This window comes from Auritidibacter sp. NML130574 (assembly GCF_003185725.2).
Taxonomy (GTDB): Bacteria; Actinomycetota; Actinomycetes; order Actinomycetales; family Micrococcaceae; genus Auritidibacter; species Auritidibacter ignavus.
Map to the genome: position 1 here is coordinate 756,126 of NZ_CP031746.1, position 20,559 is coordinate 776,684.

Consider the following 20,559-nt stretch of genomic DNA (forward strand, 5'->3'; position numbering starts at 1 on the left):
GATGAAAACTGATATTCACCCCGATTACCACTTGGTAATCTTCAACGATCTGGCCTCCGGCGAAAAAGTGCTGACCCGGTCCACCGTCACCTCCGAGCGCACCATGGAGTGGGAAGACGGCAACGAGTACCCGGTCATCGACGTCGAGATCTCCTCAGTCTCTCACCCGTTCTACACTGGTAAACAGCGCATTATGGACAGCGCTGGTCGTGTGGAGCGCTTCAACGCCCGCTTCAAGGGCTTCGGCGGTAAGAAGTAAGCTTGTTGATCAACTCGACGCTCAGATAGCTCCCATTCGGTCAGTTTCGACGACCGGGTGGGAGCTTTTGTTTACAGCCGGGAGCGGTCGATCTGTAGCTCGGGCACCGCGGTGAGCAACTGTTGTGTGTAGGGGTGGCGCGGCGAGGCGAAGATATCGCTGGTGGCCCCTTGTTCCACGCACCGGCCCCGATACATCACCGCCACCTGGTCGCTCATGTGCTCGATCACTCCCAGATCGTGGGAGATCAGCACCATGCTGGTCCCACGCGCGCGTTGAATCTCATCTAGCAGGTCCAGGATGGTGGCTTGGATCGAAACGTCGAGGGCGGACACCGGTTCGTCAAGCACCAGCACCTCGGGGCTAGTGGCCAAGGCCCGGGCAATAGCCAGTCGCTGACGTTGCCCCCCGGAGAGTTGGGCCGGGTTGCGGGAGGCCAATGAGGGGGCGAGCCTGACGCTGTCGAGTAGGTCGGTGACCTGGTCACGATAGCGTGCCCCGCGTCGGTGACGGCCACGGCTAAGCGCATCAACGAGGATATTTTCGACACTGTAGCGCGGATCGAAACTGGCCAGTGGGTTTTGGTAAATCGCACCGAGCCGTTCCCGGTGGGCGCGTCGATCCGATTCGGTGGCGGGGGTAAACTGCGTCTGGCCGAGCCTGACGGTGCCGGCATCGGGTTCTTCCAACCCGAGGATGAGCCGGGCGGTCGTGGTTTTGCCGGACCCTGATTCGCCAACAATCCCTAGGGTGGTGCCTCGGTTGAGGCTGAAACTGACCCCGTCCACGGCGGTCAGAGAGCCGAAGGACTTGCTCAGCCCGTCCACGACCAGCACCGGGCAGGACTGCTGCTGGGTGGTCGTCACTGAAGAGAGCTCTGGGCGGTCGGCTGGTTGTTTGGGGCGTGAGGGTTCGACCGTGGTCGGCGACAGCGGCTGGTGTCGGGGAACCCCGCGGGGCATCGCCTTGAGCAGGGTTTTGGTGTAGTCGTGTTCGCAGGCGGTGAGCATGGTCTCAGTGGTACCGGTTTCGACAATTTCGCCCTGGCGCATCACCGCGATCCGATCGGCTACCCGGGCAACTTGGGCCAGATCGTGGCTGATCATCAGTACCGCGCGGCCCTGGTCCCGCATGGTAGCCAGCTGGTCGAGCACCACCGCGGTCAGCGGCGCATCGAGGGCGGTGGTGGCTTCATCGGCGATGACCACCTCGGGGTTTCCAATCAGGGCTTGGGCGATCAACACTCGTTGGCGCATCCCGCCGGAGAGTTGGTGGGAGTATTGTCGAGCACGTCGGTCCGGATCCGGCATTTTGACCGCTTCCAGGGCCTGGAGCACCCGGTCGCGACGCGTCGTGCGATCCAGCCAGCCGTGCCGGCGTAAGACGTCGTCGATCTCCCGACCGATGGGACGTAACGGGTCCAAGGCGGACAGGGCATCTTGGAGGATCATCGCGATCTGGTTACCGCGCAGAGCCCGCCAGTCCCGTTCGCCATAGTCCCGGGCGTCAGCACCGAAGATCTCCAGGGTGTCGGCGTGGACCGTGCCACCCGATAAGCCCATCAGGCTACGGGCGGTCACAGATTTGCCGGAGCCGGATTCACCCACCAGGGCCAAACATTCCCCAGCGTGCACGCTGAAGCTGATGCCTTGCACCGCCGGGGTGGCCGAAAAGCTGACGGTGAGGTTGTCGACGGTGATCAGCGGGTCGCTGGGTGCGGGGCGATCGAAAGGTTCTGGGCGGTCGGAGCAGGGGAGGCGGTGTTGCATGCTAGAGGGTGACCTTTCCGGACGAATGGGCCGATCCGGCACCGATCCCGCGACCAATCAGGGTGGCTCCGGCGGCAACAACCACGATGGCCAGCCCGGGGAAGACGGTCATCCACCAGGCCAGGTTCAGGTAGGTGCGGCCACTGGCCAGCATCGCTCCCCATTCCGGGGCCGGAGGCGGGGTGCCCAGCCCTAAGAAGCTCAAAGCTGAGGCCCATACCACCGCTTGGCCGATCCCGAGGGTGACCAGCACCATCAAGGTCCGCAGCGCATTGGGGATCAGGTGGTTGACGGTTTTGCGCACCGGTCCCCGGCCCAGTACCGTGGCTGCCTCCATCATCTCGCTACCGCGCAGGATCCGGATCTGGGAACGGATCAGGCGGGCGTAGCCCGGGGCCGTTGAGCAGCCCACAGCGATAATCGCCGGTTCGGGTCCGGGTCCGGTGAAGGCGATAATGATCAGAGCCAGCAACAGGGCGGGAACCGCGTAGAGTGTTTCCAACACGGCCAGGATGGCTTGGTCGATCCACCGCGGTCCTAAGGCCGCCAGTGAGCCCAGGACCAGGGCGACGCTCATGCCGAGTGCGGTGGCCAATAATCCGATCTGCAGCGAGTCGGCGGTGCCGTGAATGATGCGGGTGTAGATATCGCGGCCGGATTCATCGGTGCCCAGCGGGTGATCGACCGAGGGCGAGCTGAACGCTGCCGCCGGATCGACGGCCAGCGGGTTGCCGGGGGCCAGCACTCCGGGGAACACGGCAGCGACGGCGAGCACGCCGATGAAGATCGCAGAGAAGATTTGACCGGTGCGACTCACGAACGTCTCACCCCCGGTTCCGGCACCACGCTAGGTGCGATGGTCTCCTCGGCTACGGTGGCTGAGAGTGGACCGTCGGGGCTGTCCTGGTCGGGATGCTGATCCACGCCGGCGGGATTGATGAGCTGCTCGGTAGCTTCGGCCAGGGCCATGACAACGATGTAGCAGACCGCGCACAGCACAGCGATGCCGGTCACCAGCGGGATATCGCGACTGAGTACCCCTTGTAGCAGGGCCCGTCCGATACCGGGCCGGGCAAAGACCTCTTCAACCACCACCGCCCCGGACAGCAACGACGAGAACGACCAGCCCGACATATTGAGCACCGGCAAGATCGAGTGGCGCAGTCCGTGGGCGAAAAACACCTGCACGGTGCTCGCGCCACGGGCGCGGGCAGCCAGCACGAAGGGGCTGGACATCGCCTGAGTGAGCGAGTCCCGCATCAGCTGGGCCATGAACCCAGACATCGGGATCGCCAGGGTTAGCGCTGGCAGGATGAGACCAGAGGCCCGACCGTTATCGATCGAGGGGAGCAGACCCAGGTTGGTGGAGAACACGGTGATCAATACCGCGCCGAGCCAGAAGTGTGGCACCGCGGCAGCGATGATTTCTAACAGACTCGTCATCCACCGGCTGGCCCGGCCACGACCGACCGAGATCAGCGACAAGACCAGTGCCAGGAGCCACGCGGTGAGCAACGAGACCACGGCCAACAACAGTGTCTGCGGGAAGACGTCGCCGATGATCTCGGTCACCGGGTCCTGATAGGAATAGGACACCCCAAGATCACCGCGGAGCAGATTGCCCAGAAAAATCAGATACTGTTCGACCAGTGGGCGGTCGAGACCATATTCGGCACGGGCCATATCGAGTGCTTCGGCCGAGGCCTGGGAGCCGGGCCCGCCCATAATGGCTTCAGCCGGATCTCCGGGGATCGCCCGCACCCCGATAAAGATCGCGGTCACTACCAGCCAGAGCACCACCACGGCGCGGACCAGTTGGCGCACCAACCAGGTTCCGAGGGGTTTGAGCACGGCGGAGGGCCTCCTCATCAAGCCACCCCGGCCTCGTCACGCGCTGACCGGTGGCCGATTGTTTTACTGCGCATCAACAAAGACGCTGTAGTACAGCGGGTTCGCGACCGCGTTGGTATCACCCATACCGCCGACGTCAGCCCGATAGAGGAACTGGTTCTGTTGGTTGTACAACGGCAACACGTAGTAATCCTCCAGGATGCGCCGCTGAGCCTGCTCGTACAGATCGGCCCGCTCTTGCTCATCGGTGGTCTGTTCGGCATCCATCAACAGCTGATCAATTTCGTCATCAGTGACCTGGGCGTTATTGGCGAAATATCCCGACGGTGCCGGGATCGTGCCCTCGGAGTGGTAGAGAATCCGCAACACCGACGGACCCACCTTGGTGTAGGGGGCCGAAACCAGATTGTAGTTGTGCTCACCCAGCGCAGCGTACCAACTGGACAGGTCGAGCAATTCGATCTGGACATCGAAGCCCACCTCCGCGGCGGTGGCCTGAATCTGTTCAAACAGCGACTGCTCGGCCGGCACGGACTGGTTGGTGGAGACCGGGAAAGTTAATTCCAGGCGTTCGCCATCTTTGGTGCGGATCCCGTCGTCATCCTTGGTGTCCCATCCAGCCTCGTCGAGCAACTGATTGGCCCGATCGACATCCGGGGTAAACAGCTCTTCGGCGGAGATGCCCAACGGTTCCACCGAGCTCAACAGCGAGTAGCTGCGGTCGACCGTGTCGAAGAACAGCCCATCGATCGAGGAGTTGATATCCAGGGATTTGATGAACGCCTCGCGCACGGCGGGATCATCAAAGGGCGCCTTGGCGGAGTTCAGCTCGAGGCGGTTCGATGATCCCGGACGGGGTGCGTCGAGATGGCCGAAGGTGCCGGTATCGATGGCCTGCCGGACGTTATCGGGCTGGGGATTGTCGATCACATCGACCTCGCCGGATTCCAGGGCGGCATAGCGGGTGGATGCTTCGGGGATGAACCGCCAGATGATCTCATCCAGGTAGGCTTGGCCGTCGTTGTCTTCGGCTCGGGCGTCCCGGCCCTCATCGCGGTTGGGGAGCACGTAGTCGTCGTTGCGTTGCAAGATGATCTGCTGTTGCCGATCCCAGGATTCGACGACGAAGGGCCCGGTTCCGATCGGTTGTTCACAGATCTCATTTTCGGTCCGGTCCAGGGACTCCGGAGAGTGGATCGCGGTCCACTGCATGGCCAGGGATTCCAGCAAGGAGTTATCGGGGCGGGACATGTGTAGCTCGGCGGTCCGATCATCAACGACGTCCACAGACTCGACCTGTTCGACCCCCAGGTACCCGGTCGAGGACTTGGTTTCGGGATCCTGCAGGTGCTCGACATTGGCCTTGATAGCCTCCGAGGTCAGCGGGGTGCCATCCGAGAACTGGATGCCTTCGCGCACGGTGATCGTATAGGTCAGCCCATCATCGGACAGCTCGGCGGACTCGGCCAACCACGGAATGATCTCGTCGTTCTCATCGCGGGTGAACAGCGTCTCCAAGAACTGGGAGGAGACCAGGGACTGCGGATAATTGCCCCCATTATGCGGGTCCAGGCAGTCGGGTTCGGCATCACCGGTCGCATAGGTCAGCGTGCCACCGACAACCGGTTCGCGGTCTTCATCGGCGGCCGGCCCGGAGTTATCACCGGAGCAACCGGCCAGGATCAGCGCGCTGAGTGGCAGAGCGCTGAGCAGGGCGCGTCGTGAACGGGAACGATGTGAGCGATGGGACATGAGGGAGTGTGCTCCAAGATCTGTGATGAGAGTAAACCTAATGTTGGCACAAACTTAATACCGAACTCCAACGTATCGTATGTCCCGGTGTCACGTCAGAAGCGACGTCACAGCGGTCACACAGGGCACTCATGCATCCGAGTCTGGACGGGGATCGTGGCCGGATTTGTCTGAGTTGTCTGTCTCTAAGAGGGGGAAGAATCCCGTGCCCTGGTAGCGGTCCTCATCGGTGGTCCGGCGCGGGCCCGCAGGGCGGGAGTCTAGGAAGGCCATAACGCAGGCCATCACCGCGCAAAAGACCATGATTACGGCCATGGGGTTGGAGATTGCTGAGGCGGCTCCTGCCATGGCTTCTCCAAACATTACGCCGACCACAGAGGACGTGCTTCCCGGGGCGTCGGGCAGGAAGAAACCAAGCACCAGACCGCAACCCAGTGAGATCCCCAACCAGCCCAGACTTCGGCTGGGAACGCGGGTGCCTCGCAGATGCGGAACCGTCAGCGTGAGTATTCCGAGGATAGCCAGCACGGGCACCAGCGTGAGTGCGTAGATCACACTCAACGCTCCGGCGGTGCCGATCAGCACACGAGAAAGCCCGACCCATGCCACCACCAGGATAAGTGCCACCCAGGTCAGTCCCACCAGACCGGGACGCGGCGGATGGGTGCTGGTGGTCATCTGGGAGGAATCTTCGGCCATGCCTTCGAGGTTACCGGTCAACAGCGTAGGCTAGAGATGTGAGCGAAAATCATGACGAAGTCCAGCAGTCCCGTTCCGCCGTCCACGGTGCCACCCAAGATTTTCATGGGGAGTTTAAGGTCCCCGGGGGAAAACTCGTAGTCGCCGATCTGCAGGTGGCCGACGGTGTCATCACCACCATGAACCTCAACGGGGATTTCTTCTTGGAACCCGATGAGGCCCTAGCCGAGATCAACCGGGCCCTGTTGGGCTTGCCGGTGGATGCCTCGCATGCCGAGCTGGCCAGTGCGGTCAATCACGCGGTGGCCGAAGGCACGGTGATGTTCGGTTTTGATGCCAATGCGGTCGCCACCGCGGTGCGTCGTGCCACCGGTTATGCCACCCGGTGGGAGGATCACCAGTGGGAGGTCATCCGCCCACAGGTGATTCCGATCCAGACCCAAGTGGCCCTGGACCAGTTGCTCACCGAGGATGTGGCCGCCGGACGCACCCGCCCGGCGATGCGGTTGTGGCAGTGGCCCGAAGATCAACCCTCGGTGGTGATCGGCTCCTTCCAGTCCTACTCCAATGAGGTCGATCCCCAGGCCGTCGACGAGCACGGGATCACCGTGGTGCGTCGCGTCTCCGGTGGTGGGGCGATGTTCATGGAAGACGATAACTGCCTAACCTACTCGCTGTACTTACCGACCTCGCTCGTCGATGGGATGAGCTTTACCGACTCGTACCCGTTCCTGGATTCTTGGGTCATGGACGCATTGGCTTCCACCGGGGTAAAGGCGTTCTACCAGCCACTGAATGACATTGCCACTCCGGAGGGCAAGATCGGTGGGGCAGCGCAAAAGCGATTGGCTGCTGGGTCAATGTTGCACCACGTGACGATGAGTTACGACATTGATGCCGAGAAGATGACCCAGGTGTTGCGCATCGGCCGAGAGAAGATCTCTGATAAGGGTGTTCGTTCGGCCAAGAAGCGCGTGGATCCGCTCCGGCGCCAAACCGGTCTCAGCCGGCAACAGATCTGGGACGTGCTGATCAACACCTTTGCCGAGCACTACCAGGCCGAGGTGCGGGACCTCACCGATGAGGAGATCACCCGTGCTGAGGCGTTGGCGGCCGAGAAGTTCTCCACCGAGTCCTGGACCCACCGGGTGCCTTAGGGCCAGCTGGTGTGCGGGGAACCGCCGATGTGGACCCGGCCGTGGAGCGTTTCTTCCTTTTCCAAATCGGTCAGGATCCGGCTGAGGATCCACAACTCGATGAACAGCGCCACGACGGTGGCACCCAGACCCCACCAGGGCCCCGGGGTCAGCCCGGCGACCAGATAGCCGACCAGCCCGGCCCCGGCGGCCACGGTTGCGTAGGGTAGCTGGGTGCGCACGTGGGTGATGATGTTGGCCTGGGACCCGGTCGAGGACAGGATCGTGGTGTCTGAGATCGGGGAGATGTGGTCGCCTAGCACCGCCCCGGCCAGTACCGCGCCCAGAGTGACCATCAAATGGTCATCGGCACCCAACGAGACCACGATGGTTCCAGCGATCGGGATCAACAGGCCGAAGGAACCCCACGAAGTGCCGGTGGAGAAGGCCATGAATCCAGCCACCAGGAACAGCATCAGTGGCAACCACTCGACCCCCAGGGTGGAGTCGCTGATCAGCTCGGCGAGGAATTCACCGGTGCCGAGCACTTCAATCAGGGCGCCGAGCATCCAGGCGAGCATGAGGATACCGATCGCCGGGGTCATGGATTTCAGCCCGGCGAACACGCCACGACCCAGCGCGCGGGCAGAATGGGAGAAAGATGTGTCGGTGCCGGTGTTGCGGATGTAGTAGAACAACGCGACGATCATACCTAACAAGCCGCCGAGTACCAGCGATTCGGTAAGCATCGTTTCACCGAGCGCATCGATGGGGTTCAGCGCACCGGATTCCAGCCAGCCGGTAACATACATCAGGCCGATCACGCTCAGGGTCAAGACCACCAGGGGGACCACCAGGGTGGATACTCCGGCCGTTTTCGCACTGGGAAGGTCTTCATCCAATTCGCCGGGGATCAGTTCTCCGTCCCGGTAGGGTTTACCTTCGGTGATTGCCCGGCGCTCTTCAACCCGCATACTGCCAAGGTCTAGTTGTAGCGCGACGACGGCGATCACCAGAATGACTGCGGCGATGGCGTAGTAGTTGGACACCGCGGCCCCGAGGAAGAGCACCACGTCGTTGAACCCCAGCGTGGAGGCGGCAATGACGGGGGAGAGTAGCCCGATGATGCTAGCGCCCCAGGAGGAGAAGGGGACCAACACGGTCATCGGGGCTGCGGTGGAATCGACGATATAGGAGAGTTTTGCGCGGGAGACCCCGAACTTATCGGTCACCGGCCGAGCAACCTGGCCGACGGCCAACGCGGAGAAATAGTCGTCGATAAACAACAAGAAGGCCATACCCAAACTGAGGCCTTGGGCGCCACGGCGGGAGCTGATCTTCGTGCTGACCCAATGGGAAAAGGCTCGATTTCCCCCGGCCATCATCATCAGGGTGGTCATCACTCCCAGCTGCCACAGGAAGATCACAATAAAGAGGTTATAGGTGTCGAACTCCCCGTCGGCCCAGAACTGGGCCGCAAAAGCTTCCCAGACCGCCACCAGAAACTCAACCGGATGAAAGTTGGCGACCAGCAGGGCGGCGAGCACGAGACCGGATGCCAGCGAGGTCACCACCCGACGGGTAAGGATGGCCAACACGATGGTCAGCACGGGTGGAAGGATAGTAAGCCAAGGAAGTTGTTCAACCATGAGTGATGAGTCTTTCGGCGCGTGAGCGGACCTCCACGGCCCGCACGCGTGGGACCGCGAGAAAACTATTGCCGGTTATTATGCCACCGTTTGGCCTGGGCGTATAGCTCACAACGCAGATCTTCGGCCAGTTCGGTGATGACCCGACGCAATGCGGCCGGGGCATTGCGGTGCTCCGTCAACCAGCTGGTGCTTTGTGCCAGGAGCCACTGGGAGTCCACGAGCTGACTGGTGTTGTCCTGATCCGGCTGAGTTGCTTGTTGAAAGGAGCCGGTGAAGTCCTGGTGACCGGGGTACAGCCCGGTGATGGTCCGGGAGGCCAAGCCGTTGGACCGGTCAGACCAGATGGACTCAAGGTGATCGCGCAGACGGTCCCAGGTGTTGTCGAGGACAGCCTGTCCGCTGATACTCACCCCGTGGGCGATGGCGGTCAGCTCGTGGTTAGACAGGGCCGTGCCGTGATCATCGGTACCGGTGAGTACCTGATCGACGAAGCGATGTTGCTGTTCGACCTCGGGCAGGGCAGCGCGGGCGGTGAGATAGTGGATTCGGTTGGCGGCCGAGACGTGTTGGTCCAGTTCACGGTCTAGTCGCTGCTGGTCGACAGCACTGTGACTGGCGAGCGCGATTAAGAACTGCCAACGTAGCTCATCATCCACCCGCAGCCCGGGGGCGAGCCCAGAGGTGTGGACCGGGTCGCTACTGCCGAGCAGGACCACCAGGTCGCCACCGAGCTCAGGGAGGTGATGGGCGAGCCGGGCCAGGGCCCGGGCCGCATTGAGCTGACGATCGGAGCCATCACCGAGAGTTTCGAGTCCACCGGTCAGAGATTCGGCAAGACGGCGTCGGAGCTGCACACGCTGCCCGGTCGGTGCAAACCGTTCCAGGGCGGTAATCGCCTGGTTCAGCATCCGGGCATGGACGCCCACATCGTTGATCTGGGGGCTAATCCGGGCTACCCCGGCCACAAAGTCTTCGGCTGGAAGTTCGGCGTGGCGGACCATGGTCCACAGCGACGCCCAGGTGACGCCACTGGCGAGGTCATCTGCTATGGGGTAGGTCAGTGCGGCCGAGACCGAGGCCGGATCGAGCTGAAGGCGGGCGTAGGTCAGATCACGGTCATTGGCGAGCAGCAACCGGGGTGTGTGCGGGGCGCTGACCTGGGACTCGTGACCTTGCAGAGACACAGTGGTCTCGGTCGTGTCAAAAAAGACCGGTTCCGACAGGGCCCGGGTTAACCAGGTGGTGCCCTCGGTGGCGCGTTCCGGATTGGGTTGGTAGATACCGACCTCGAGGGTGTGCGGGCGAAGCTGATCGTTGCCGGTGGCCGGGTCGGTACCATGTTGGGTCAACGTGACACTACTGAGATATTCGTCGGGGTGCAATCTCAGGGTTGAGAATCCGCTGGTATGCAACCAGGCCTGTGCCCAGGCGGTGGTGTCGGTCCCGGCGGTGCGACCCAGGACCTCCATGAAGTCCTTCAGGGTCGCGTTGCTGTAGGCGAAACGGTCAAAGTAGTCCCGACAGGCGGCCATGAAGTTGTCTTGGCCGATGAAGGCGACCAGCTGTTTGATCACCGCGGCACCTTTGGCATAGGTAATGCCATCAAAGTTTTGTCGGGCTGCCTCCAGATCGGCAATATCGGCCACGATCGGGTGGGCGGTGCTGTAGCGGTCCTGGAGGTAGGCCCAACCCTTGCGTCCGTGAGCGAAGGTGGTCCAGGAGCCCGGGAATTCGGTGGCCTCAGCCACGGCTAAGGCTCCCATGAAGTCAGCGAAGGATTCTTTGAGCCAAAGGTCATCCCACCATTTCATGGTCACCAAGTCACCGAACCACATATGTGACATTTCGTGCATCAGCGTGTTGGCCCGGGCTTGGTGTTGTGCTGTGGTGCTGGAGGAGGTGAAAACATAGTCCTCGGTGAAGGTCACCAGCCCCGGGTTCTCCATGGCGCCCAGGTTGTATTCGGGGACGAAGGCTTGATCGTATTTGCCCCAGGGGTAGCTGAAACCGAAGTGGTGGTGGAAAAAGTCCAACCCGCGTCGGGTGAGATCGAAGAGTTCCTCGGCATCAACAGCATCGGCCAGAGACTCGCGGGCGAAGATCCGCAGTTCGATCGGTGCTGTGTCGGTCTCGGCGTGGCCTTGCCACCGGTCGGTGAACACACGATAGGGACCGGCCAGCAGGGTTGTGATGTAGGTCGAGATCGGCGCTGTGGGGGCAAAGCTCACCCGAACCATGCCCGGCTGGTCCAGCGTCGTACGCTCGGTCTCGGGCTGGTTGGAGGCCAGCACCCACTGCTCAGGCCCGGAGAGGTGGAAGGTGAAGCGCGCCTTCAGGTCAGGCTGTTCGAAGGTGGGGAATACGCGACGAGCATCGGCGGGCTCGTATTGGGTGTAGAGGTACACCTGGTTGGTCTGAGGGTCTTGGAACCGGTGAAGCCCTTCTCCTGAGCGGGAGTATCGCGATCGCGAGGAAATGCTGACCTGGTGTTCGCCCGGGGCCAGCTCGGTGAGGACGATCCGGTTGTGACCAAGCATCTCCCCGGGTACGGCGACGCCGTCGACCAGGACCTGTGTCACGCTGGCGCCCAGGTAATCCAGGAAGGTGGTCACCGACGGTTGGTCACTGGTGACCTCGAGGTGGATCTGGGTGTGGACCGGGTAGTCGGGTTGGTCAAGATTTTCGGCGCCGGTGATATCGACGTCGACGTCATAGCTGATCACTCGCAACATCTCAGCCCGTTGCTGGGCTTCGGCTCGGGACAATCGGGTGGTATCGGGGATACCGTCAATGATCTGGGGCTGAGCAGCGCTGTTGATGTCGACCATGTTCTCCATGCTAGACCACTGCCCAAGCGGTCCTGCAGGAATCTGGTCCGGGTTAGCCGAACGTCGCGGCGTGTCCCGATGGCAGAATGATCTGGTTCTTCGGCAGCACGGTCAGCCCGGAGTCAGTCACGGTGAACCCCCGCCGGCGGTCTTCTTCGGGGTCCAACCCAATCGAGACACCCTCGGGGACCACGACGTTTTTGTCGATAATCGCGTCTTTGATTTGCGCGCCCTCACCGATCTGTACTCCGTCGAGGATCACGGAGCTCTCCACCCAGGCATCGTGCATGACCCGAACGTTGTGGCTGAGCACTGAGCGGGAGACGGTCCCGCCAGAGATGATAACCCCCTGGGAGACAATGGAATCCACTGCGGTACCGGGACGTTTTGAGGCCGAACGGACCAGCTTCGCCGGGGGAGAGACAGATTGGTGTGTGAAGATCGGCCAGTGTTCGTTATAGAGGTCAAAGTCCGGCCAGGGCTTGACCAAGTCCATGTGGGCTTCGTAGTAGGAGTCAAGGGTACCCACGTCGCGCCAGTAGTGATAGTCCGTGCCGGCACCGGGGACTTCATTGCGGGTGAAGTCATACACGCCGGCGGTGCCGGCTTCGACGAAGCGGGGGATAATATCTCCACCCATATCGTGTTTGGTATCGGCAAGCTTGGCATCACGGTTTAGAGCATCCACCAGGGCGTCTTTGGTGAACACGTAGTTACCCATCGATGCCAGGAAATGATTCGGGTCATCGGGAAGACCGTCGGTGGTGGCCGGTTTCTCCACAAAACGAGCGATCCGGGTCGGATCCTGGTCATCGGTCTCGATAACACCAAAGGAGGACGCCATTTCCACCGGCTGACGAACGGCTGCCACGGTGGCTTCAGCACCGGATTCGATATGTGCCTGCACCATCTGTTCGAAGTCCATCCGGTACACGTGGTCAGCACCGATGACCACCACAATGTCAGGCATGGCGTCCGAGATGAGGTTCATGGACTGATAGATCGCGTTAGCCGAGCCGAGAAACCACTGTTTACCGCGACGCTGTTGGGCCGGCACCGAGGCGATGTAGTTGCTCAACTGCGTGGACAGTCGCCATGTCTCAGAAATGTGACGGTCCAGAGAATGAGATTTGTACTGGGTCAGTACCACAACCTGGAGGTAACCCGAGTTGACGATATTTGACAGGGCGAAGTCAATCAGGCGGTACTGGCCTCCAAAGGGAACCGCAGGTTTGGCTCGATCGGCGGTGAGAGGCATCAGACGTTTTCCTTCTCCACCGGCTAGCACAATGGCCAAAACCTTCTTTTTCACGAGTTCATCCCTCCAACGACGTACCACCAGAGCAGGGTTGACATCAACCGAGCCTGTGATTCGAGACTACCCAGCCACGAGGGTTTAACGCCATAGTTCTGGGCCGGACCCCCGTATCAATTCGGCGAATTTCCGTTTAGGGTTAGAGTGTGCGCATCGATATCGTGACCAAGGAATTCCCACCCGAAATCTATGGCGGAGCCGGTGTTCATGTTGCCGAGCTCACTAAAGTGCTGGCCCAACGTGTTGAGCTGATGGTTCACGCCTTCGGTACGGATCGCGATCCGAACTATCACGGGGCCACAGTCTCCTCGTATCCCACCCCTGCCGAATTGTCCGCAACCAACGGTGCGGTTCAAACGTTGGGGACCGATCTGACCATCCTCGATGATCTGGCCGGCACCGATTTGATCCACACCCATACCTGGTATGCCAATATGGCCGGTCACCTCGGAGGGCTCCTCCACGGGGTGCCCCACATTCTGTCCGCCCATTCGCTGGAGCCACTGCGACCGTGGAAAGCCGAACAATTGGGTGGGGGATATCAGCTGTCATCGTGGGCTGAGGCCACCGCGTATGCCTCGGCGGCTGCCGTGATTGCTGTGTCCCACGGGATGAAGAATGACATCCTGACCGCCTATCCGCAGATCAATCCGGGGAAGGTGCACGTCATTCATAACGGCATTGACACGCAGGTCTGGCAACCTCGCACCACCCGCAAGGTCCACCAGCGGCTGGGCATTGATCCGGAGGCTCCCACCGTGGTCTTCGTTGGACGCGTCACCCGTCAAAAGGGTGTGCCGCACCTCTTGCGTGCGATCCGTGAACTGACACCTGAGGTCCAAGTTGTCTTGGCCCTGGGGGCTGCCGATACCCCGGAATTGCAACACGAGGTGGATGATCTGCTCGCGACTTTGCAGAAAGAACGGCAGGGCGTGCACATCCTGCGCGGCATGACTCCGCGTGATGACCTGCAAGAACTGCTCTCGGCCGCCACGGTTTTCGCCTGCCCGTCGATCTACGAGCCACTGGGGATTGTCAATTTGGAAGCCATGGGCTGTCAGACCGCTGTGGTGGCCTCAGCGGTCGGCGGTATTCCCGAGGTTGTCGACGACGGCACCACCGGGTTGCTGGTCCATTATCAAGATCGTGGGGATCAAACCGGGGAACCGGTGGATCCCAATGCCTTTTCCTCTGACTTTGCTACCGCGCTACAACAGGTGCTGGATGACCCGCAACGGGCTCAGAGCATGGGGGAGGCCGGTCGTCAGCGTGCTATTGAGCACTTCTCCTGGGAGGCCATCGCGGATCAGACCGTTGAGCTCTACCGCCAGGTGCTCAACGGCTAACTGGCTGGCGCGAAGACCGGCTGACGGAGTTGGGATCCGCCCGGCTTTCGCGACGACAATAGCCCCCGACCAGGACCGTTTCGGTCACTGCTGCGGGGGCTATTGTCTCAAAGGGCGAATGACGAGCTATCCGTTCTTTTGTTGTTTCGCAGCCTGCTTGGCGCGACGGCGGAGCACCTTTTCATGAATCGGTGCATCGCCAGAAGCACGCTGAGCACGGTAGTATTCTGCGGCCTCGTCCTGGCGTTGTTGCTCTACGCCACTGGTGATGTCCATACGCAAATTCTCCTGGGAGAATCCGAAGGCATCCACCAGTTGTTGAGCGTAAGGACGCAGGCGGGCCACCAAACGGTTGTTGTACTCACGTAGCACGCGGGAGCGGTGCTGGGAGATCCGACCGTTTTCGATGAACCACCCGAGATCGTTTTCGATGGCGCTGAAGGTGAACAGATTGCGCAACCAGGTCAAGATCGTGCGGGTATCGTCGTCCTTGGTGTTATGAACCACCTTGGTGAAGGATTCCCACCGGAGCAACTCGGCGTGGCACTTGGCGGCCTGGATGACCTCGTACTGGTTTTGGTTGTAGACCGCGGCCTGTTCAGCTTGAGACTTCTTAGCGACCGAGCGCAAGGCACTGGCGACCGAAGCGATCCGAGTCCGCACCCGGTCAGCCAGCAGCTCATGCTGAACTTCTTCGTTCTTCAGCCATTCACCAGCACGAATATCTGAGCCCAGATCCACCACCTGCTGCGCGACACGGCGCAGGCCCGAGCGCTGGTAGACAGCTTCATTGGCCTGCTCGACCAGGTAGCGACCCACGGTTCCGGCTGACTGACCGGCGAATTCTTTGGAGTAGTCGGTCAGCAAACGGCGTCCGACCAGTTGCAACAGCACGTTATTGTCGCCTTCGAAGGTGGTGTAGATGTCGAGGTCAGCGCGCAACTGTGTGAAACGGTTCTTAGCCATGAACCCGGCACCACCACAGGCTTCGCGACATTCTTGCAAGGTATCCAAGGCATTCCAGGTGGTCGTCGGCTTGATAGCGGCCGCGAAGGTTTCCAGTTCCTGACGGTTCTGATCGGAATCGTCTTCTGCTGAAAAGACCTCATTGAACTTCTCCAGCAGGTCATTAGAGACGAACATATCGGCGTAGGTGCGAGCCAGTCGGTCCAGCAAACGGCGCTGGTGCAGCTGGTAGTCCAAGATGAATTCTTCGTCGATATCCGAGGAGGCATTGAACTGACGGCGCTGGTTGGCGTAAGTGATCGCACCGGTCAGGCCCACCGCAGAGGCCAGCGAGCTGGATACCGACAACGAGACACGGCCCTGTACCAGGGTGGAGAGCATCGTGAAGAAACGACGGCCCGGGGAATCAATATCAGATGTGTAGGTGCCATCCTCGTCCACGTCGCCGTACCGGTTGAGCAGGTTGAAGCGCGGAATGCGCACATGGTCAAAGTGCAACCGGCCGTTATCGACACCGTTAAGACCGCCCTTATAACCGTCATCTTCACCGCCGACGCCGGGCAGGAAGTTGCCCTGCTCATCGCGAACCGGCACGAAGAAGGCATGCACGCCGTGGTTGACGCCTTTGGTGATCAGCTGAGCGAAGACCACCGCGGCCTTACCGTGCAGAGCGGCGTTACCCAGATAGTCCTTCCAAGCGGCCTTAAACGGCGTGTGGATTTCGAATTCGCCGTCTTCGGGAATATAGGTTGCGGTGGTCGCCACCTTGTCGACATCGGAACCGTGGCCGATTTCGGTCATCGCATAAATGCCGGGAAGCTCTAGGCTGATCACGTCTTCAAGCCACTTTTCGTGGTGTTTTTCGGTGCCCAGGTGCAGGATGGCGGCTCCGAACAGTCCCCACTGCACACCGGCTTTAATCTGCAGGGAGGGGTGTGCGTGGACGAGTTCGGAGAACCCAGCCACGTTGCCACCGTGATCGTCTTCGCCACCGAAGCGCTTCGGGAAGGCCTTCGAGATGAGATTCCGCTCGGTGAGCAACTTAAGTTGCTCCAGGTTGCGCGCCCGGTGCTCGGCCAGCGTGAGATCAATGGGGTGGTGTAGGTCAGCCGATTCAGCCTCTTTGCGCATCCACAGGTGTGCGTCGGACCAACGCCCCAACGTTGCTTTCTGGAGCTCGTCGGGATCGATGGTGAGTTTCTCGTCATCTGCGGGGAACGGGGTAATGCCCATGGTGATCTATCTCCTCGTTATTGGTGTTGGGATTTTCAGATCGTGTGCTATCTGGTGTGTTGTCCGTAGGTTGTTGGCGTTTGGTCGATGGGACCGTGCAGAGGCCACCGGCGGTGTGGCAGTCTCGAACCCAAATAGTGTCGATGTTTAGGTCCGCACTCTCACTGCCCGAGGGGTAGTCGTCATCGGGGCGTTGAGGCCCTGGACGAGCCAGTGGCTCATCCGTTTGGCTAAATCATCAGCCGATGGCACCTGGCGCCCGGCGCTCATATCAATCAACCATTTCTCGCCGGCGTTGCGGATAAATCCAACCGCAGCATAGGACCAGTAGCGACGAGCTGCCTGATCGGCGCCATTATCTTCCACAGGGAATTCCTGTTGGGCCCGCTGCTCGACGAGTTCGGCAGTCCGGGAGAAGAACTGCGAAACCTCATGTTCGCCACGTGTCGAAAAGAAATAGACATTGGGGGAGGATCGGGCCAGGCGCAGATACACGGTGATCATCGTGTGCAACCCTTCCAGCGCCGTTTTGGGGGTCAGAATCGCTGTGCGCAGGGCGTCTTCCATGAAATGAATCGAGGCCTGCCCGACCGCAGACTGAAGTCCGAGCTTATCGCCGAAATACCGATAGAACACCGGTTTGGACGTTCCGGCGTGATGGGCAATATCGGCCATAGAGGCGTCCGGGCCCAGGTCGTGGACGGCTTCACGGGCGGCTTTGACCAGTTCGGCACGCCGAGCGCGACGGTGGTCGTCCCAACGCGTGGAACGGCCATCGACCGCGGCGGTTGTGGCGCTGGCCGCTCGGTCAGCACGCGCTACCGGACGTGGCGTAGCACGTCGGACCGGGTGCACAGAATGTGGGTGGTACTGACTGTTCACGGTACCGAGCGTATCAGGTAAGATCGGTTCTGAGTAATGCACGCCACGAAAATTTGCTGAAATCTGATGAAAGAGGATTCTCACCTCATGGCTGAACAACACACCACCGCTACCTCCTCACCTGCTGCTGTGGCTGGCGGCCCGCTCCGTCCGGCCGTGATCATCGGTGGCAACCGCATCCCCTTCGCCCGCTCTCAGGGCGCTTATGCCACCGCATCGAACCAGGACCTGCTGACCTCTGCCTTAGAAGGACTCATTGCGCGCTTCGGGCTGCAGGGCGAACGCCTAGGCGAAGTCGTCGCCGGTGCGGTGATGAAGCACTCCTCGGACTTCAACCTGACCCGTGAATCGGTGCTGGGCACCGCCCTGGACCCGCACACTCCGGCCACCGAACTGCAGAAAGCGTGCGCCACCGGTTTGGAAGCGATCGGACAGATCGCCAATAAGATTCGGCTGGGACAGATCGATTCCGGGATTGGCGCCGGCACAGACACCACCTCGGATGCGCCCTTGGCTTTCAACCGGGGTGGACGCGCTGCGTTTATGAAACTGTTCCGGGCCCGGTCCACCAAAGACAAATTGGCCGCCCTGGCATCGTTGCGTCCCAAACACTTCGCCCCGCATGCACCCACCGCCGGAGAACCTCGCACCGGCTTGTCGATGGGTGATCACCAGGCGGTGACCACCCACGCCTTCGGCATTTCCCGTCAGGCACAGGACGAGTTGGCCTTGGCCAGCCACCAGAACTTAGCGCAGGCTTACGATTCCGGGTTCTTCACCGATCTGATGACCTCCTTCCGCGGTCTGAGCGAAGATAATAACCTCCGTCGAGATTCCAGCATGGAATCGCTGGCTAAACTCAAGCCGGTCTTCGGCAAGCAATTCGGTGACGAAGCCACCATGACCGCCGGTAACTCGACTCCACTAACCGATGGTGCCGCTACGGTGCTGTTGGGTACCGAACAGTGGGCTACCGAGCGCTCTTTGCCGGTCTGGGCCGAGTTTCTCGATTTTGAGTCCGGCGCCGTGGACTTCGTTGATGGCGCTGAGGGCTTGCTGATGGCCCCCACGCACGCGATCCCGCGAATGTTGGCTCGCCATGGTCTGCGCCTACAAGATTTCGACTACTACGAGATTCACGAAGCTTTTGCGGGCACTGTGCTGTCCACTTTGGCTGCCTTCGAATCTGATGAGTACTGTCGCGAAGTCTTGGGACTGGATGGCGCGTTGGGCGCCATCGATCGTAGCAAGCTCAATGTCCACGGGTCCTCCTTAGCTGCCGGTCATCCCTTCGCAGCCACCGGTCCGCGGATTGTGGCCAGCCTGTCGAAGACCTTGCACGCCCACGGGACCGGGTCACTGGGTCTGATTTCAGTCTGCGCGGCCGGCGGTCAGGGCGTGGTGGCCATCGTCAAGGGTCGCTAACCCCCGCCTGCTCCACCTTCTGCACACCCCAGCTACACAAACCAATCTGTTGACATTGAGGTTGATTGATGAGTACTAAACCCACTGATGGTTACACCGCTTTTGTCCAAAACCCGCTCGGCAAGAAAGTCACCGGTGCCCTGGGGTTGCCCCAGCCCACACCGCTGAAACGCTATGCCCCAGGTCAGCCCGTCGTTGACGGCCCAGCACTGATCATTGGCACGTCCCCGGTGGCTGAGGCCACCGCCAGCTACCTGTTCCACCTCGGTGCCGATGTCCGTCGCGACCGTGGCCTGAAGACGAGGTTCGCCGGCATCATTGTCGCTGTCGATGATGTAGATGATCTCTCCCAGCTCTCCGAACCGATCCTCGAGCTCGGTGCCAGTCTGCGCCAGCTGGATAAAAACGGTCGCGTGATCATCATCGGTCGGGATCCACAGGCAGCCCCGATCGCCGGTGATCCCCAACAGCTCGGTGTTCGCCAGGCAATCACCGGCATCACCCGCTCGGTGGCCCACGAAATGCGTTACGGCTCCACCGCCAATGGCATTCTCATCTGCGATGATGTGGTTGCCGATGCGCCCTCGGTGATGGGCGCGATCTCCTTTTTCCTCTCGACCCGCTCGGCCTATGTCTCCGGGCAGTTCTTGACCGTCACCTCCGACGCCGGAGCGCTACCGGCTGACGCCGATCAGCCCCTGGCCGGCAAGACGATTGTGGTCACCGGAGCTGCCCGCGGTATCGGGGCCGCCATCGCCGAGGTGCTGGCCCGGGACGGGGCCAAGGTCGTCGGTGTGGACGTGCCGGCCGCCGGTGAAGCGCTGGCACAGACCATCAACCGGGTCGAAGGCCTCGCCTTGCAGTTGGATATCACCGCCGAGGACGCCGGAGAGCAAATCCTGAGATTCGTCTCCGAGCGCATCGGTCGCCTGGATGGCATCGTGCACAACGCCGGGATTACCCGCGATAAGTTACTGGCCAATATGGACGCTTCGCGCTGGGATTCGGTGCTGGCCGTCAACGTGCAGGCTCCGTTGCGCATCAACGAGCAACTGTTGGCCGCTCGCGATACCGGCGACCCCGCAGTGGCCGGCAACCTCCACATCGTCTCGCTGGCGTCCACCTCCGGTATAGCCGGTAACCGTGGCCAGACCAACTACGCGGCCTCCAAGGCCGGGATCATCGGGTTCACCCAAGCTTATGCCGCCCGGCTGGCTACCAACGGTGGCAGCATTAATGCGGTCGCTCCCGGTTTCATCGAGACCGACATGACCGCAAAAATGCCGACGCTCACCCGTGAGGTCGGTCGTCGCGTCAACTCCTTGAGCCAGGGTGGCCTGCCGGTGGATGTGGCCGAAGCGATCGGCTTCCTCCTTTCCGATCAGTCAGCCGGCATCAACGGGCGCACCCTGCGCGTGTGCGGTCAAGCAGTGATGGGGGCCTAGC

At 61.2% G+C, this 20,559-nt stretch carries 15 protein-coding genes; 5 read left to right on the forward strand and 10 right to left on the reverse strand.

What is annotated here, in order from left to right; genetic code table 11:
• The first annotated feature begins 1 nt into the window (after position 1).
• Positions 2–259, forward strand: a complete 258-nt coding sequence (locus DCC27_RS03490; protein ID WP_110100582.1) for a type B 50S ribosomal protein L31 — start codon at positions 2–4, stop codon at positions 257–259.
• A 71-nt stretch (positions 260–330) separates the two neighbouring features.
• Here DCC27_RS03490 and DCC27_RS03495 read toward each other — a convergent pair whose 3' ends face one another.
• The 5 genes from DCC27_RS03495 to DCC27_RS03515 form a co-directional block, all read right to left on the reverse strand.
• Complete coding sequence (locus DCC27_RS03495) at positions 331–2,028, reverse strand: ABC transporter ATP-binding protein (RefSeq protein WP_110110135.1); 1,698 nt, start codon at positions 2,026–2,028, stop codon at positions 331–333.
• A 1-nt stretch (position 2,029) separates the two neighbouring features.
• Complete coding sequence (locus tag DCC27_RS03500; RefSeq protein WP_110110136.1) at positions 2,030–2,845, reverse strand: ABC transporter permease; 816 nt, start codon at positions 2,843–2,845, stop codon at positions 2,030–2,032.
• The gene (locus DCC27_RS03505; RefSeq protein WP_246840128.1) at positions 2,842–3,879 is read right to left on the reverse strand and encodes an ABC transporter permease; all 1,038 of its coding nucleotides are present in this window, start codon (positions 3,877–3,879) and stop codon (positions 2,842–2,844) included. The genes DCC27_RS03500 and DCC27_RS03505 overlap by 4 nt, the downstream gene beginning before the upstream one ends.
• 63 nt (positions 3,880–3,942) lie before the next feature.
• On the reverse strand, positions 3,943–5,631 hold the full coding sequence (locus tag DCC27_RS03510; protein WP_110110138.1) for an ABC transporter substrate-binding protein: 1,689 nt from the start codon (positions 5,629–5,631) through the stop codon (positions 3,943–3,945).
• Positions 5,632–5,760: 129 nt separating this feature from the next.
• The gene (locus tag DCC27_RS03515) at positions 5,761–6,330 is read right to left on the reverse strand and encodes a hypothetical protein (RefSeq protein WP_110110139.1); all 570 of its coding nucleotides are present in this window, start codon (positions 6,328–6,330) and stop codon (positions 5,761–5,763) included.
• A 38-nt stretch (positions 6,331–6,368) separates the two neighbouring features.
• On the opposite strand from DCC27_RS03515, the gene DCC27_RS03520 reads away from it, so the two are divergent.
• Complete coding sequence (locus tag DCC27_RS03520) at positions 6,369–7,487, forward strand: lipoate--protein ligase family protein (RefSeq protein ID WP_369859748.1); 1,119 nt, start codon at positions 6,369–6,371, stop codon at positions 7,485–7,487.
• On the opposite strand, the gene DCC27_RS03525 is transcribed toward DCC27_RS03520, so the two are convergent.
• From DCC27_RS03525 to glgC, 3 genes are all read right to left on the reverse strand, one after another.
• Positions 7,484–9,115 (reverse strand): Na+/H+ antiporter NhaC family protein, encoded by a 1,632-nt coding sequence (locus tag DCC27_RS03525; protein ID WP_110098323.1) that lies wholly within the window; start codon positions 9,113–9,115, stop codon positions 7,484–7,486. The genes DCC27_RS03520 and DCC27_RS03525 overlap by 4 nt on opposite strands.
• A gap of 65 nt (positions 9,116–9,180) precedes the next feature.
• Positions 9,181–11,955 carry an aminopeptidase N gene (gene pepN / locus DCC27_RS03530; protein WP_246840129.1) on the reverse strand — a complete coding sequence of 925 codons (2,775 nt, stop codon included), beginning with the start codon at positions 11,953–11,955 and terminating at the stop codon, positions 9,181–9,183.
• Positions 11,956–11,998: 43 nt separating this feature from the next.
• On the reverse strand, positions 11,999–13,258 hold the full coding sequence (glgC, locus tag DCC27_RS03535) for a glucose-1-phosphate adenylyltransferase (protein WP_199445861.1): 1,260 nt from the start codon (positions 13,256–13,258) through the stop codon (positions 11,999–12,001).
• A 149-nt stretch (positions 13,259–13,407) separates the two neighbouring features.
• Between glgC and glgA the strand changes: the two genes are divergently transcribed.
• Positions 13,408–14,607: a glycogen synthase gene (gene glgA / locus DCC27_RS03540; RefSeq protein ID WP_110098326.1), complete on the forward strand. Its 1,200-nt coding sequence runs from the start codon at positions 13,408–13,410 to the stop codon at positions 14,605–14,607.
• A 126-nt stretch (positions 14,608–14,733) separates the two neighbouring features.
• Here the strand turns inward: glgA and DCC27_RS03545 are convergent, their stop codons facing one another.
• Positions 14,734–16,806, reverse strand: coding sequence for an acyl-CoA dehydrogenase (locus DCC27_RS03545; RefSeq protein ID WP_110110140.1), 2,073 nt, complete (start codon positions 16,804–16,806; stop codon positions 14,734–14,736).
• Positions 16,807–16,953: 147 nt separating this feature from the next.
• Entirely contained in the window at positions 16,954–17,688 is a 735-nt protein-coding gene (locus tag DCC27_RS03550; protein ID WP_158524578.1) for a TetR/AcrR family transcriptional regulator, read from the reverse strand.
• A gap of 87 nt (positions 17,689–17,775) precedes the next feature.
• Here DCC27_RS03550 and DCC27_RS03555 point away from each other — a divergent pair, with 87 nt between their 5' ends.
• Both DCC27_RS03555 and DCC27_RS03560 read left to right on the forward strand, forming a co-directional pair.
• Positions 17,776–19,113, forward strand: a complete 1,338-nt coding sequence (locus tag DCC27_RS03555) for an acetyl-CoA C-acetyltransferase (RefSeq protein WP_110098328.1) — start codon at positions 17,776–17,778, stop codon at positions 19,111–19,113.
• 68 nt (positions 19,114–19,181) lie between these two features.
• Positions 19,182–20,558: a 3-oxoacyl-ACP reductase gene (locus DCC27_RS03560; RefSeq protein ID WP_110110141.1), complete on the forward strand. Its 1,377-nt coding sequence runs from the start codon at positions 19,182–19,184 to the stop codon at positions 20,556–20,558.
• Position 20,559: the final 1 nt, after the last annotated feature.